11 protein-coding genes are annotated in these 14,212 nt (G+C 69.3%); 7 read left to right on the plus strand and 4 right to left on the minus strand.

The annotated features are described in order from the left end of the window. Positions 1-100 precede the first annotated feature (100 nt). Complete coding sequence (zapE, locus tag DEU36_RS02945) at positions 101-1,129, minus strand: cell division protein ZapE (RefSeq protein WP_120262849.1); 1,029 nt, start codon at positions 1,127-1,129, stop codon at positions 101-103. A 33-nt stretch (positions 1,130-1,162) separates the two neighbouring features. On the opposite strand from zapE, the gene DEU36_RS02950 reads away from it, so the two are divergent. Beyond that, the gene (locus tag DEU36_RS02950; RefSeq protein WP_259455195.1) at positions 1,163-1,870 is read left to right on the plus strand and encodes a dihydrofolate reductase family protein; all 708 of its coding nucleotides are present in this window, start codon (positions 1,163-1,165) and stop codon (positions 1,868-1,870) included. Here DEU36_RS02950 and DEU36_RS02955 read toward each other — a convergent pair. Continuing rightward, a complete protein-coding gene (locus DEU36_RS02955; RefSeq protein WP_120262850.1) occupies positions 1,824-3,044 on the minus strand; it encodes a S9 family peptidase in 1,221 nt (406 codons plus the stop codon). The genes DEU36_RS02950 and DEU36_RS02955 overlap by 47 nt on opposite strands. 25 nt (positions 3,045-3,069) lie before the next feature. On the opposite strand from DEU36_RS02955, the gene DEU36_RS02960 reads away from it, so the two are divergent. The 4 genes from DEU36_RS02960 (at position 3,070) to DEU36_RS02975 (ending at position 8,295) form a co-directional block, all read left to right on the plus strand. Next, the gene (locus DEU36_RS02960; RefSeq protein ID WP_120262851.1) at positions 3,070-3,660 is read left to right on the plus strand and encodes a DUF3000 domain-containing protein; all 591 of its coding nucleotides are present in this window, start codon (positions 3,070-3,072) and stop codon (positions 3,658-3,660) included. After that, positions 3,653-4,849: an HRDC domain-containing protein gene (locus DEU36_RS02965; RefSeq protein ID WP_120262852.1), complete on the plus strand. Its 1,197-nt coding sequence runs from the start codon at positions 3,653-3,655 to the stop codon at positions 4,847-4,849. The genes DEU36_RS02960 and DEU36_RS02965 overlap by 8 nt, the downstream gene beginning before the upstream one ends. A gap of 72 nt (positions 4,850-4,921) precedes the next feature. Next, positions 4,922-6,139, plus strand: a complete 1,218-nt coding sequence (locus tag DEU36_RS02970; protein ID WP_120262853.1) for a thiolase family protein — start codon at positions 4,922-4,924, stop codon at positions 6,137-6,139. An 11-nt stretch (positions 6,140-6,150) separates the two neighbouring features. Continuing rightward, positions 6,151-8,295 carry a 3-hydroxyacyl-CoA dehydrogenase NAD-binding domain-containing protein gene (locus DEU36_RS02975; RefSeq protein WP_120262854.1) on the plus strand — a complete coding sequence of 715 codons (2,145 nt, stop codon included), beginning with the start codon at positions 6,151-6,153 and terminating at the stop codon, positions 8,293-8,295. A gap of 61 nt (positions 8,296-8,356) precedes the next feature. Here the strand turns inward: DEU36_RS02975 and pepN are convergent, their stop codons facing one another. Then, positions 8,357-10,861, minus strand: coding sequence for an aminopeptidase N (pepN, locus tag DEU36_RS02980; protein WP_120262855.1), 2,505 nt, complete (start codon positions 10,859-10,861; stop codon positions 8,357-8,359). A gap of 65 nt (positions 10,862-10,926) precedes the next feature. Here pepN and DEU36_RS02985 point away from each other — a divergent pair, with 65 nt between their 5' ends. Both DEU36_RS02985 and DEU36_RS02990 read left to right on the plus strand, forming a co-directional pair. After that, complete coding sequence (locus DEU36_RS02985; protein ID WP_120262856.1) at positions 10,927-11,604, plus strand: TetR/AcrR family transcriptional regulator; 678 nt, start codon at positions 10,927-10,929, stop codon at positions 11,602-11,604. Next, positions 11,601-12,203, plus strand: coding sequence for a hypothetical protein (locus tag DEU36_RS02990; protein ID WP_120262857.1), 603 nt, complete (start codon positions 11,601-11,603; stop codon positions 12,201-12,203). Before DEU36_RS02985 ends, DEU36_RS02990 begins: the two co-directional genes overlap by 4 nt. Here DEU36_RS02990 and dxs read toward each other — a convergent pair. Continuing rightward, the gene (gene dxs / locus DEU36_RS02995) at positions 12,185-14,173 is read right to left on the minus strand and encodes a 1-deoxy-D-xylulose-5-phosphate synthase (RefSeq protein ID WP_120262858.1); all 1,989 of its coding nucleotides are present in this window, start codon (positions 14,171-14,173) and stop codon (positions 12,185-12,187) included. The two genes, DEU36_RS02990 and dxs, sit on opposite strands and share 19 nt — an antisense overlap. Positions 14,174-14,212 lie beyond the last annotated feature (39 nt).

A 14,212-nucleotide genomic window follows, 5' to 3' on the forward strand; every position in this document is an offset into this window, starting at 1 on the left:
AGTTTCCCCAGACGGCGCAGTCGTGTTTCCGATCGGTTACGCGACCGCTCCCCCGGTAAACATCAGGTTTCCGCGCGCCGCGCGAACCCTCGACGAGTGCTCAGGAATGGGTGAGAGCCACCAGGCGCGAGATGGCGCGCAGGTACTTCTTGCGGTATCCGCCGCCGAGCATCTCGTCGCCGAAGACCTCGTCGAGGGGCCGGCCGGTCGCCCGGATCGGGATCTGCGCGTCATAGGCGCGGTCGACGAACGCGACGAAGCGCAGCGCCGCCGACTGGTCCGTCAGCTGCGTGACGTCGCGCAGCCCGATCGTCGAGATGGCGTCGACGAGACGGATGTAGCGCGACGGGTGCACGGTCGCGAGGTGCGCGATGACGTCGGAGAAGGCATCGTCCGAGACGAGGCCGGAGGCGGCGGCATCCGCGATCTCGGACTCGTACTGTTCGGGGGCCAGCGCGACCGCGTGCCCGTCCACGGCACGCTGCCGGTAGTCGGTGCCGTCGATCCGGATCGTCTGGAAGCTCGCCGACATCGCATGGATCTCGCGCAGGAAGTCCTGGGCCGCGAAACGCCCCTCGCCCAGCGCGTTCGGCGGAGTGTTCGAGGTCGCTGCCAGACGCGTGCCCGACGCGACGAGTTCGCCGAGGAGCCGCGTCATGACCATCGTGTCGCCCGGGTCGTCGAGCTCGAACTCGTCGATGCAGAGCAGGTCGGCCCCCCGCAGCAGCTGGACGGTGTTCTGGTAGCCCACGGCTCCGACGAGCGCGGTGTACTCGATGAACGAACCGAAGTACTTCCGGCGAGCCGGCATCGCGTGATAGATCGCGGCGAGCAGGTGGGTCTTGCCGACACCGAATCCGCCGTCGAGGTACACGCCGGGCTTCGTCTCCGGCGCCTTCTTCGCGCGGCGGAACAGCCCCCCGCGTGCGACGGGCGCACCGCCGCCGGCGAAGGTCTCGAGCAGGTCCTTCGCCTCCTGCTGCGACGGGTACTGCGGGTCGGCCCGGTAGGAGTCGAATGTCGCCGCGTCGAACTGCGGCGGCGGCACGAGGGCGGCGAGCATCTCGGTGCCGCTCACCTCGGGACGACGGTCGCTGAGGCGCAGGATTCCGGCGGATGTGCTCGTCACGGATCAACCCTAACCGCGTGAAAGGATGACGCCGTGCGTGTGAGCGAGATGCTTCCGGAAACAGGTGAGAGCGCCGATTCCACCACGGATGTCGGACGAGCCTGGCTCGCTCGACGCTACCGGCGAGCCCCGGGCGGCTACGTCCGCCTGAACATGGTCACCACCCTCACCGGGTCGGCCTCCGGGGGCGATGGGACGAGCGACACCATCACGAGCCCGACCGACCGCAGCATCCTCGGGATCATCCGCCGCGATGCCGACGTCGTGGTGGTGGGGGCTGAGAGCGTCCGCGCCGAGGGTTATGTCGTCCCGCGCACCGCGGCTCTCGCGATCGTCTCGCGGTCGGGTCGACTCGACGGGCACCGCCTCGCGGGCGCCGACGCCGACCGGGTGGTGCTGGTCGTCCCCGACGGCGTGGTCGCCGATGCGCCCGCCGGTGTCTCGGTCATCACGGCCGGTCCCGGTCCGGACCTCTCGCCCGCCCGAGTGATCGATGCGCTGTCGTCGCGTGGATGGCAGCGGGTCGTCTGCGAAGGCGGCCCGACGATCGCCGCGCAGTTCCTCACCGCGGGTGTCATCGACGAGATCTGCTTGACGATCGCGCCGCGGATCGGGCCGGTGCGGCATCCCGTCCTTCCCGTGTCGACGGACGTGTCGACGCGGGTCACGGGTGCGCTGATGGATGCCGCGGGCTTCAGCTATCTGCGGCTGAGCGTCGACGCCCGAGCCATTCGCGGATGACCGTGGTCCACCGCTCAGGGTCGTAGTTCCACAGCTTCGTGTGGCGGGCGGTCTGGAAGATCTCCAGCTCGACGAGGTCGGGACGCGCCTCGGCCAGCTGGTACGACGCATCCGCGGGAACGAAGCCGTCGTCGTCGCTGTGGAGGATGAGGATCGGATGCCGCAGCTCGCGCGCACGTGCGACGACGTCGAGCCGGTCGAACGGGATCGGCGTGTTCAGTCCGACGACCCGCGAGCCCCACGCGCTGTCGAGTGCCCGGACGGCGGTGGTCGCGACGGGGCCGGGGATGCGCAGCAGCTGCGCCTGGTAGTCGAGCACGATGCGCCAGTCGATCGCCGGCGATTCGAGCACGACCCCGGCGATGATGTCGCGGTGGGCCGAGTTCAGAGCGACCTGGAGCGCGATCGCGCCTCCCATCGACCATCCCATGAGGAAGATCCGCCGCGCACCACGGCGACGGGCCGCCCCGATCGCCGCATCCACGTCGCGCCATTCGGTCGCGCCGAGCATGTATGTTCCTGATCGGCTGCGCGGTGCCTCACCGTCGTTCCGGTACGACACCAGCAGCGACGAGACGCCGGCGGCGTGGAACACCGGGACCGCGCGGAGCGTCTCCGCCCGAGTGGTGCCACGTCCGTGGATCTGGATGACCCAGGTGTCGCTCGGCTCACCCGACGCGTCGGCGGCGGGGAAGAACCAGGCCGGGCAGGGCCCGAGCGGCGATCCGACGAGCTCGGATCGATAGGGCAGATGCAGCTCGGCGGGATCGGAGTAGTACCAGCCGCTGAACGCGGCAGCAGCCGAGAGCCGGTCATCCGTTCCGATCTCGGTCAGCAGCTTGCGCTTGACCGAGGTCTCGTCCTGAGCCAGCACCGCGCCGACCTTGACGTAGGACGCTGTCCCCGTCGTGAAGAGCCCGTAGCGTCCGGGCAGCTCGGTGTCGGCGTTCCGCGAAAGCGTGAGGGTCTGAGCGGCCACATCCACGGCCAGGAGATCGGTGTCGGGCACACGGCCGGCGGGAGTCACGACCTTGCGGGCGACCCGCATCGACACCGTTCCGAGCGCTGCCAACGAGATTCCGAGGGCTCCGGCGAGTGCCGCGATCGTCGTCTTCGCGGCGGCGGCTGCTGCGGGAGATGCGCCCGCAGCCCCGGCGCGCCTGGAACCCATCATCGAGGCCTCACTCTAGTCTGTCGACGTGGCCGATTCCCGTCCTCCCGCCGACGCGACGGCATTCGTCATCGCTCGCGAGGCGGTGCTGACGATGACCTTCCGCGACGACCTCGTCGTGCGCGAGATCCCCGCGCCGACCGGACTCGCGCCGGAATCCCTCGCGCTGGCGGGTGATGTGCGGCCCGAAGAGCATGCCGTCGACTCCCCGTACGGCACCGGGCGGATCGTCGTCCTCCACGACGAGGACGAACCCGACGCCTGGGGTGGCCCGTGGCGCATCGTCGCGTTCGCCCAGGCACCGCTCGAGCCCGAGATCGGCGTCGACCCGCTCCTGGCTGAGGTCGCCTGGTCGTGGCTCATCGATGCGCTCGACCACCGCGGCGCCTCGTTCCATTCCGTCTCCGGAACCGCGACGAAGACTCTCTCGCGCGGTTTCGGAAGCCTCGCCGAGGAGGGTGACGGTGCACAGATCGAACTGCGCGCCTCGTGGAGCCCCGTCGGCGACATCACCGCCCATATCGACGCCTGGGCGGAACTGACCTGCATGCTGGCCGGCCTGCCTCCGGGGTCGGAAGGCGTCGCCGTCTTCGGAGCACGCCGGGGGAACCGTGGCTGAATACACCGTCATCGCCGATGACGCCGGACTCGAACGCGCCGCGGAACTGCTCGCGGCCGGCGACGGCCCCGTCGCCGTGGATGTCGAGCGGGCGTCGGGCTTCCGATACTCGCAACGCGCCTATCTCATCCAGGTCTTCCGCCGCGGCGCCGGCGTGCACCTGTTCGATCCACCCGCGATCTCGACGTTCGCACCCCTCCAGGCCGCGATCGGCGACGTCGAGTGGGTGCTGCACGCTGCGAGCCAGGACCTTCCGTCGCTTCGCGAGGCCGGGCTCGATCCGAAGTCGATCTTCGACACCGAGCTCGCCGCACGCCTGCTCGGGCACGCGCGCGTCGGGCTCGGCGCCGTCGTCGAGGACACGCTGGGCATCGTCCTCGCCAAAGCTCACTCCGCCGCAGACTGGTCGACACGCCCGCTGCCGCAGTCGTGGCTCGAATACGCGGCGCTCGACGTCGAACACCTCGTCGACGTCCGCGACGCGCTCGCCCTGGAGCTCGAGGCGCAGGGCAAGGTCGACTTCGCCGCACAGGAGTTCCAAGCGGTCCTCGATCGGCCGGTGAAACCGCCGCGTGAGGACCCGTGGCGCCGCCTCAGCGGCCTCCACACCATCCGGGGCCGCCGCGCACTCGCGGTCGCCCGCGCACTGTGGACCGCCCGCGAGGAGTATGCCCGCGAACAGGACATCGCTCCCGGCCGGCTCGTCCCCGATCGCGCGCTCGTCGCGGCGCTCGCGGCCGACCCGAAGACGAAACAGGACCTGGCGAAGGTCAAGGACTTCACCGGCCGCGCGAGCCGCTCGCAGCTCGACCGGTGGTGGGCTGCTTTCGAGGCGGGACGCGCCGAGCAGTCGCTGCCACCCGACCGCCTGCCCGGCGACGGCCTGCCGCCGCCCCGCGCATGGGTCGATCGCAACCCTCCGGCCGACGCCCGCTTGAAGGCGGCGAAACCGCTGATCGAGCAGCGCGCGGAAGAGTTGTCGATGCCGACGGAGAACCTGCTCACCCCGGAGCTGCTGCGCCGCGTCGCATGGGCGCCGCCCGCCGAGATCTCACCCGAGACCGTCGGCGATGCCCTCGCCGAGCTCGGAGCGCGCCGGTGGCAGATTGAGCAGACCGCACAGCTGATCGCTCAAGCCTTTGTGGATTCCGTGAACGGGGATGCCGCGCCGCCCTCGAGTGCTTCGTAGGTTCGACCCAACCGATTTTCCCGGCTTCCTCGGGTCCTTAGGCTGGACTCGATCCCATCTTCTGGAGGCAAAGTGGCCGAGATCTCGGACGTCTACTTCATCGACGGCATGCGCACCCCGTTCGGGCGCGCCGGCGAGAAGGGCATGTACTGGAACACCCGAGCGGACGACCTCGTCGTCAAAGCGATTCGGGGCGTGATCGAACGCAACCCCGATCTGCCGCTCGACCGGATCGACGATGTCGCGATCGCGGCGACGACCCAGCAAGGCGACCAGGGGTTGACCCTCGGCCGGACCGCGGCGATCCTCGCCGGGCTCCCGCAGAGCGTGCCGGGCTTCGCGATCGACCGCATGTGCGCAGGCGCGATGACAAGCGTCACCACGATGGCCGGCTCGATCGGTATCGGCATGTACGACCTCGCCCTCGCGGGCGGCGTCGAGCACATGGGCCGCCACCCGCTCGGCGGGGGCGACACCGATCCCAATCCTCGGTTCCTCACCGAGAAGCTCGTCAGCGCCGATGCGCTGAACATGGGCATCACCGCCGAGCGTCTGCACGATCGCTTCCCGGTGCTCACCAAGGAGCGGGCCGACCGCTTCGGCATGCGCAGCCAGCAGAAGGCACAGGCGGCATACGACGCCGGCAAACTCCAGCCCGACCTCGTTCCCGTCGCGGTCAAGTCCGCCGACGGCGCGTGGGGCCTCGCTACCGAAGACGAGGGGCGCCGGCCCGAGACCACCATGGAAGGCCTCGCGCAGCTCAAGACGCCGTTCCGGCCGCACGGCCGTGTGACGGCAGGTACCTCGTCTCCCCTGACCGACGGCGCGACCATCAGCCTTCTCGCCGGATCACGCGCGGTCAAGGAGCTCGGGCTCACCCCGAAGATGCGGATGGTGTCGTTCGGCTTCGCCGGCGTCCAGCCCGAGGTGATGGGTATCGGTCCGATCCCCTCGACGGAGAAGGCGCTCGCAAAAGCTGGGCTGACGATCGATGACATCGGGCTGTTCGAGCTCAACGAGGCGTTCGCGGTGCAGGTCCTCTCGCTGCTGGACCACTTCGGCATCGACGACGACGATCCGCGGGTCAACCCGTGGGGCGGTGCGATCGCGGTCGGTCACCCGTTGGCGGCATCCGGTGTGCGTCTGATGATCCAGCTCGCCGCCCAGTTCGCGGAGCGTCCCGACGTGCGCTACGGCCTCACCGCGATGTGCGTCGGCCTCGGCCAGGGTGGATCGGTGATCTGGGAGAACCCCCACTACACCGGCAAGAAGAAGACCGCGAAGAAGTGAGGCGCGCCGACATGACCTACGACGACATCGACTTCTCGCCCCTCGACGCCCTCACCGGCGACGAGGTCGTCACTCACTCGCTGGTGCGCGACGTCCGACTCGCCTCGGGCCGCACGCTCGCGCTCATCACTCTCGACAACGGCCGAGACCACACCCGCCCGAACACCCTGGGCCCGGCGACGCTCGCCGAGCTGGGCGGGGTGCTCGACGCACTCGCCTCCCGCGCAGCGGCGGGCGAGATCGATGCGGTCGGCATCACCGGCAAGCAGTACATCCTCGCTGCGGGAGCCGACCTGTCCGACGTCTCGCGACTGCCCTCGAAGGAGATCGCGAAGCTCGTCGCGCAGCGCGGGCACCAGGTGCTCGGGCGCCTGTCGCAACTGGGCGTGCCCTCCTTCGCGTTCGTCAACGGGCTGGCGCTCGGCGGCGGCCTCGAGATCGCGCTCAACAGCACCTACCGGACGGTCGATGCCTCCGCCGCAGCGATCGCCCTGCCCGAGGTCTTCCTCGGCCTGATCCCCGGCTGGGGCGGCGCCTACCTGCTGCCGAACCTCATCGGCATCGAGAACGCGCTCGAGGTGGTCATCAGCAATCCGCTCAAGCAGAACCGCGTGCTGAAGCCGCAGCAGGCGTTCGATCTCGGCATCATGGACGCGATCTTCCCGGCGGTGAGCTACCTCGAGGACTCTCTCGCGTGGGCCGACCGCGTGCTGTCGGGCACTGTCTCGGTGACGCGGAAGAACGAACCCGGCAAGCTCGAGCGACTGACCAAATGGCCCATCGCCATCAAGGTCGCCCGCGGAATGCTCGAGTCGAAGATCGGCACCGTGCCGAAGGCGCCCTACCTGGCCCTCGAGCTGCTCGAGAAGGCGCGCAGCGGCTCGCGCGACGAAGGTTTCGCGCGCGAGGACCACGCTCTCGCCGAACTGATCTCCGGCGACCAGTTCGCCGCGTCGATGTACGCCTTCGATCTCGTGCAGAAGCGGGCGAAGCGGCCCGTCGGTGCACCCGACAAGGCGCTCGCGAAGAAGGTGACGAAGGTCGGCGTCATCGGCGCCGGTCTCATGGCCAGCCAGTTCGCGCTGCTGTTCGTCCGGAAGCTCCAGGTACCCGTGCTGATCACCGACCTCGACCAGGCGCGAGTCGACAAGGGACTCGCCTACATCCACGAGGAGATCGGAAAGCTCGAGGCCAAGGGACGCATCGACTCCGACACCGCAGGCAAGCTCCGCTCGCTCGTCCACGGCACCGTCGACAAGACCGAGTACGCGGACTGCGACTTCGTCATCGAGGCCGTGTTCGAGGAAGTCGGGGTCAAGCAGCAGGTGTTCGGCGAGATCGAGAAGATCGTCGCCGACGACGCGATCCTCGCGACGAACACGTCGTCGCTGTCGGTCGAGGAGATCGGTGCGAAGCTCGCCCATCCCGAGCGCCTCGTGGGCTTCCACTTCTTCAATCCGGTCGCGGTCATGCCGCTCATCGAGATCGTGAAGACGCCGCAGACGACGGATGCCGCCCTGTCGACCGCTTTCGTCGTCGCGAAGGGTCTCGGCAAGAACGCCGTGCTGACCAAGGACGCGCCCGGCTTCGTCGTGAACCGCCTGCTGGCCAAGGTCATGGGCGAGGCTGCGCGGGCCGTCTACGAGGGCACACCCGTCGCCGATGTCGAGAGGGCCTTCGCGCCGCTCGGTCTTCCGATGGGACCGTTCCAGCTCATCGACCTCGTCGGCTGGAAGGTCGCCGCGCACGTGCAGGACACCATGACCTCCGCGTTCCCCGAGCGCTTCTACGCGAACGAGAACTTCCACCAGCTCGCCGAGCTTCCCGAGGTCGTCGAGAAGGACAAGGGCGGGCGCGTCACCGGCTTCACCAAGGCCGCGGAGAAGGTGGCGAAGAAGGCGACGGGTTCATCGCCGGTCGGAGCAGATACGATCCTCCAGCGCGTACAGGACGGCTTGGCGCAGGAGATCAATCTCATGCTCGACGAGGGCGTCGTCCCCGAGGTCGAGGACATCGACCTGTGCCTGATCCTCGGCGCGGGTTGGCCGTTCATCGACGGCGGGGCCTCGCCGTACCTCGACCGCGAGGGGGCCTCCGAGAGGGCTTTCGGCGACACGTTCCACCACCCGCCCATCCGCGGGATCGCGCACCGCTGACACCCGGCGCTGATCGTCGATCAGGGCCCCGTGGCACGAAAGCCGCGGGGCCCTCGTCGCGTCAGGCGGCGCTGGCGCGCTGCGCGCTCTGCACCCGGAGGTCGCGTTCGCGGATGTCGCGCTGCTCGATCACGATGCGGCGCAGAGAAGCCGGCGCGTCCGGGTGCGCGTCGAGCCATGCCGTGGCCGCCGTCAGGTCGTCCGTCGCGGGGAACAGGCCGCGCACGAGGCGTCGTGCGATCTCGATGCTCCGGGTCTCCCAGACCCGCCCGATCCGCGAGAAGTAGTCCCCGTCGAGCGCGGCGATGAGATCTCGCCGCCCACCGGCGCGAACCCCGGCGATCGTGGCGTCGAGCTCGTCGTTCGACAGTGATTCGTCGGTCCATGCGGCGCGCCACGCGGCTTCTCGCACTGCGCGCTCCGGAAGCGCCGCCCGGGCGGCGCGGTGGGCACGCCGCCCCTTCGAGGTGTCGTCCCGGTCGAGCTCCGCGTCGATGCCGTCGACGCTCGTCGCGCCGGTCGCCGCGAGCGCGAACAACCAGCCCCATCGGAGGTCGGCGTCGAGCTCGAGGCCCTCCGGAGTCTCGTCCTCGCCCGAGAGCAGCCGGCGCACAGATTGAGCGCGTCCGGCGTCCACGGCGGCAGCGGCGCCCAGAGCCCGGGCCCACACGAGTTGCGCGTCGCTGCCGGGACGGGCCTCGTGCAGCGATCGCCAGACGCTCTCGAGCCAGTCCGAAGCGAGCGCCCCGCGCTGATCGGGAGCGGCATAGTGCGCGATCGCGTAGTCCGCGTGCGCGACGGCGTCGGCGAGGAGACCCGTGTGCGTCTCGGCCGCAGCATGCGCTCCGACCATTCGCAGGTATCGCGCGACGGCGAGGCGACCGTCACGCACCGCGTTCCACAGCGCGGCCCACGCGACCGACCGGGCGAGCGGGTCGCCGATCGTCGAGAGCGAGCGTTCGAGCGCTGCCGTCGTGTCCTCATCGAGACGAACCTTGGCGTAGGTGCGGTCGTCGTCGTTCGGGATCATGTGGCCAGTGGCGTCGCCGCCCATCGGGGTCCTGGCGTCGACGAGATCGAGTTCCGTCGCATGCTCTCGCTGCAGGACTCCGTCCGTCTCCACGTACCGCCCGATCGTCACGCGGTGGGGCCGGGGGTCGCTCTGCACGACGGTGGCGCGACCGGCCTCGTCTCTTTCGACGGAAAGATCGGACATGCCGGTCGTCTCGAGCCATGCGCGGCTCCAGGCGCGCAGATCGCGCCCCGACGCGTGCTCGAGCGCCGTCAGCAGGTCGTCGAGCGTGGTGTTGCCGAAGGCGTTGTCGGCGAAATACCGCCGTGCGCCCGCGAAGAACGGCTCCTCGCCGACATACGCGACGAGCTGCTTGAGCACCGACGCGCCCTTGGCATAGGTGATGCCGTCGAAATTGAGCTTGGCGGCCTGCAGGTCGGGGATGTCAGCCACGATGGGATGCGTCGTCGGAAGCTGGTCCTGCTCGTAGGCCCACCCCTTCCGCCGGCTGGCGAAGCTCACCCAGGCATCCGGATAGAGCCCTGTCGCGACCGATGCGTGCGACCCCATGAAGTCGGCGAACGATTCCTTGAGCCAGAGGTCGTCCCACCATCGCATCGTCACGAGGTCGCCGAACCACATGTGAGCCATCTCGTGGAGGATCGTGTTGGCGCGCGCCTCGCGCTGGGCCGCCGTCGCAGCGCCGCGGAACACGTAGGCCTCGGTGAAGGTGACGAGCCCGGGATTCTCCATCGCCCCGAGGTTGTACTCCGGCACGAAGATCTGGTCGTACTTGCCCCACGGATAGCCGAGACCGAACGCCTCGCCGAAGTACGCGAGCCCGCGGCGGGTGATGTCGATGATCTCCTCGGCGTCGAGGAACGGCGCCAACGAGGCGCGGCAGAGGACTCCCAGGTCGACGGGCCCCTCGGGCCCGTCCCAGACCCCGTCCACGCGGTGGTACGGCCCGGCCGCGACGGCCGTGATGTAGCTGGAGATCGGGAGGGTCTCGGCGAAAGTGACCTCGGTACCACCGTCGACATCCCGGCGATCGGTCTCCGCGCCGTTGGACAGCACCCGCCATCCTTCCGGAGCCACAACCTGCATCCGCCAGCGCGCCTTCACGTCGGGCTGCTCGAAGCAGGGGTACACGCGGCGCGCATCGGCGGGTTCGTACTGCGTGTACAGATAGGTGGCGCCGTCGACGGGGTCGACGAAACGATGCAGCCCTTCGCCGGAGCGGCTGTAGACGCCGCGCGCCTCGATCGAGACGGTGTTGCGTTCCGCCAGGTCGGAGAGTCGGATGCGCGCGCCGTCCCACTCGACCGGCCGGCTCTCGCCGTTCACCGTGACCGTGTCGACGGCCGATCCGAGGAAGTCGACCCAGGTCTCCCCGCCCGCGGGCGCATCGAACGAGAGAATGGCGCGGGTGCCGAAGGTCGTCACATCCGCACGTGGGGCGTCGCGGACATCGAGTCGCACGTCGATGGTGTCGACTCGGATATCGGCTGCGCGCCGCTGAGCGTCGGTACGTGTGAGATTGTCGCCGGTCATCCCTTCATGCTTTCACGTGGGCGTGGAACGGTCGTGATCTCCGGGCCGGACGCTACTATCTGAACATGTTCAGCAAACCGGAACCCGCCGGGTCGAAGCGAGACCGTACCCGCGCCCTGATCGTCGAGACCGCGCTGCAATCGTTTCGTGAACGCGGCTACGACGCGACGACCATCCGGCACATCGCCTCAGAAGCGGGGGTCTCGGTCGGGACGACGAACTACCACTTCGCCTCCAAGAACGAACTCGTCCAGGAGTTCTATCTGGAGGTGCAGCAGGCTCATCGGGCTGCGGCGCTCCCCCGCCTCGAGTCGTCGCGTGACCTCAAGGAGAGACTCGCGATCGTCTTCCACACGGGACTCGACCAGCTGACGCCGACGCACCACCACGCGCCCGAGTTCCTGACCGCGGCGGTGTCTCCGCGCTCGTCGATCAATCCCCTGTCGCCCGAGTCCAACGCATCGCTCGCGATCGTCGAGAACCTCTTCCGCACCGCCGTCGAGGGCGCCGATCACAAGCTCCCCGCGGACATCGCGGAGGCGCTGCCCGGCGCGCTCGTCCTCTCGCACCTGCTGCTCGCGATGTACTGGGTCTACGACGACTCTGACGAGCAGGCGAAGACGCGGCGCCTTCTCGACAGAGGGATGTCGCTACTCGCGATGGCGCTCCCCCTCGCGCGCCTTCCGATGCTGCGCCGACCGCTGCGCGAACTCCTCGACCTCATCGCCGAGGCGCGCTCGTGACGGTCATCGGCCCGCACCCGCCACCCTCGCCGCGGCGTGACTCGCCCCGCACGGATGCCGAACCTCTCGCTTTCACCCGCACGGAGTTCCTCGGGGGCACCGCCCGCGCGTGGGGCACGACGACGCTGCTGCTCATCGTCGGCTGGGCGGTGCTGACAGGCGGCTTCAGCTTGATCGTGGGCACCGCGGCGATCTTGCTCGTCTCCGTCCCCGCTGTGGTGATCGGCTCCCCCGGCGCGTACGCGCTCGGTCGCCTGCTGCGACGCTTGCCACGTGTCGGCGCACATCTCCTCGCCTTCTCGGCGTACGGCGCGCTGGTCGGCGTCGTCACCACGACGGTCACCCTTCCCGCGGTTCTCGGCGACTCGGGTGGCGGGTGGATCGCAGCGACCGCCTACCTCGTCAACGTGCCTCTCAGCGCCATCGGACTCGCAGGAGCGTGGTTCATCACCATGAGGCGAGCCCTCCGCCTCGACGCCGAGGGGTTCGGCGACGTTGTGCGGACCACGGATCCGGATGCCGCGACAGAGGATGCCCTCGACGACCGCTACCGAATCATCGATCCCGGGCAGCGCCGACGTCAGCGCTGGCGAGGCTGAGGCTCGCCGTCACTCGCACCCTCGCGGCCCGGCGCGTCCGCGGCATCCGCCCAGTCCTGTTCGGCATCGGCGCTCGGACGTGCGATCGGGATGCGGGTGCCGAGAACCTGCGCGACGACGTCATGCGCGATCTTCGCTGCCGTGAGGCCGGCGTCCTCGAGGATCTCGTCGCGCTCGGCGTGGTCGATGAACTCGTCGGGCAGACCGAGCTCGTCGACGGCCGTGTCGATCCCGGCTTCGCGAAGGACCTGACGGATGCGGGTACCGATGCCGCCGACCCGGATGCCGTCCTCGATCGTGATCACCAGCCGGTGCTGCGCCGCGAGGTCGACGACCGACCGCGCGACGGGGACCACCCAGCGAGGATCGATGACCGTCGCGCCGATCCCCTGTGCTCGCAGGCGCTCGGCGACCTCGATGCCGAGACGCACCATCGGACCGATTCCCACGATGAGGACATCGTCGGATTCGCCCCGCACGAGCACCTCCGTCCCATCGTCCAGACGTTCCACGGCCGGCAGCTCGTCGCCGACCGAGCCCTTCGGGTAGCGGACCACCGTCGGTGCGTCTTCGATCTCGACGGCCTCGCGGAACACCTCGCGCAGGCGCTCCGCGTCCCGGGGCGCGGCGATGCGCACGCCGGGCACGAGCTGGAGCATCGCGAGGTCCCAGATGCCGTGGTGGCTCGGCCCGTCGGGCCCCGTCACGCCCGCTCGGTCGAGCACGAACGTGACACCCGCGCGGTGCAGCGCGACGTCCATCATCATCTGATCGAACGCGCGGTTCATGAACGTGGCATAGATCGCGACGACCGGGTGCAGCCCGCCGAAGGCGAGACCGGCGGATGCCGCGACGGCGTGCTGCTCGGCGATGCCGACGTCGAGCACACGATCCGGGAAGCGTTGTGCGAACGGCAGCAGACCCGTCGGCCGCAGCATCGCGGCGGTGATCGCGACGACATCACTGCGGCGCTCCCCCGCAGACACGAGCTCTTCGGCGAACACATCCGTCCAGCTCGTCTTGCCGCCCGCGGAGACGGGCTGCCCGGTGGCCGGATCGATCTTGCCGACCGCGTGGAACTGATCGGCCTCGTCGAGGCGAGCAGGTGCGTAACCCCGCCCCTTCTCGGTGATCGCGTGCACGATGACCGGGGCTCCATACGACTTCGCCAGGCGCAGGGTCTCGATCATGGCCTCGAGGTCGTGCCCGTCGACGGGGCCGAGGTACTTGATGTCGAGATTCGAGTAGAGCGCTTCGTTGTTCACGAAGCGCGAGAGGAACCCGTGCGTTCCCCCTCGCAGACCGCGGTAGACCGCGCGCGCCGCGGGCCCGAGCCGGCCGAACAGCGTGGCCGAGCCCTCGTGCAGCGACCGATAGCCCTCGGTCGTGCGCACCTTGTTCAGGAACCGCGCCATCCCGCCGATCGTCGGGGCGTAGGAGCGACCGTTGTCGTTGACCACGATGACCAGATTGCGGTCGTTGTCGTCCGAGATGTTGTTGAGCGCCTCCCACGTCATCCCGCCCGTCAGAGACCCGTCACCGACGACCGCGACGACATGGCGGTCGGTGCGACCGGTGCGGGCGAAGGCGCGGGAGATGCCGTCAGCCCAGCTGAGCGAGCTCGACGCATGGGACGACTCGACGACGTCGTGCTCGCTCTCACTGCGCTGGGGGTAGCCCGCGAGTCCGCCGCGCGAGCGCAGCCGTGAGAAGTCCTGACGTCCGGTGATGAGCTTGTGGACGTAGGACTGATGCCCGGTGTCGAAGACGACCGGGTCGCGGGGCGAGTCGAAGACCCGGTGAATCGCGAGCGTCAGCTCGACCACGCCGAGGTTGGGCCCCAGATGTCCGCCGCTTCGCGCGACGTTCTCGACGAGGAACGCGCGGATCTCAGCCGCAAGCGTCTCCAGCTGAGCGAGCGAGAGGGCGTCCAGATCACGCGGATGCGAGATCGAGGAGAGCAGCGACATCGTGCCCCTCCTTCCATCGGGTGCCGGTAAGTCTAATCA

The sequence above is a fragment of the Microbacterium sp. AG238 genome, from assembly GCF_003610405.1.
GTDB lineage: Bacteria > Actinomycetota > Actinomycetes > Actinomycetales > Microbacteriaceae > Microbacterium.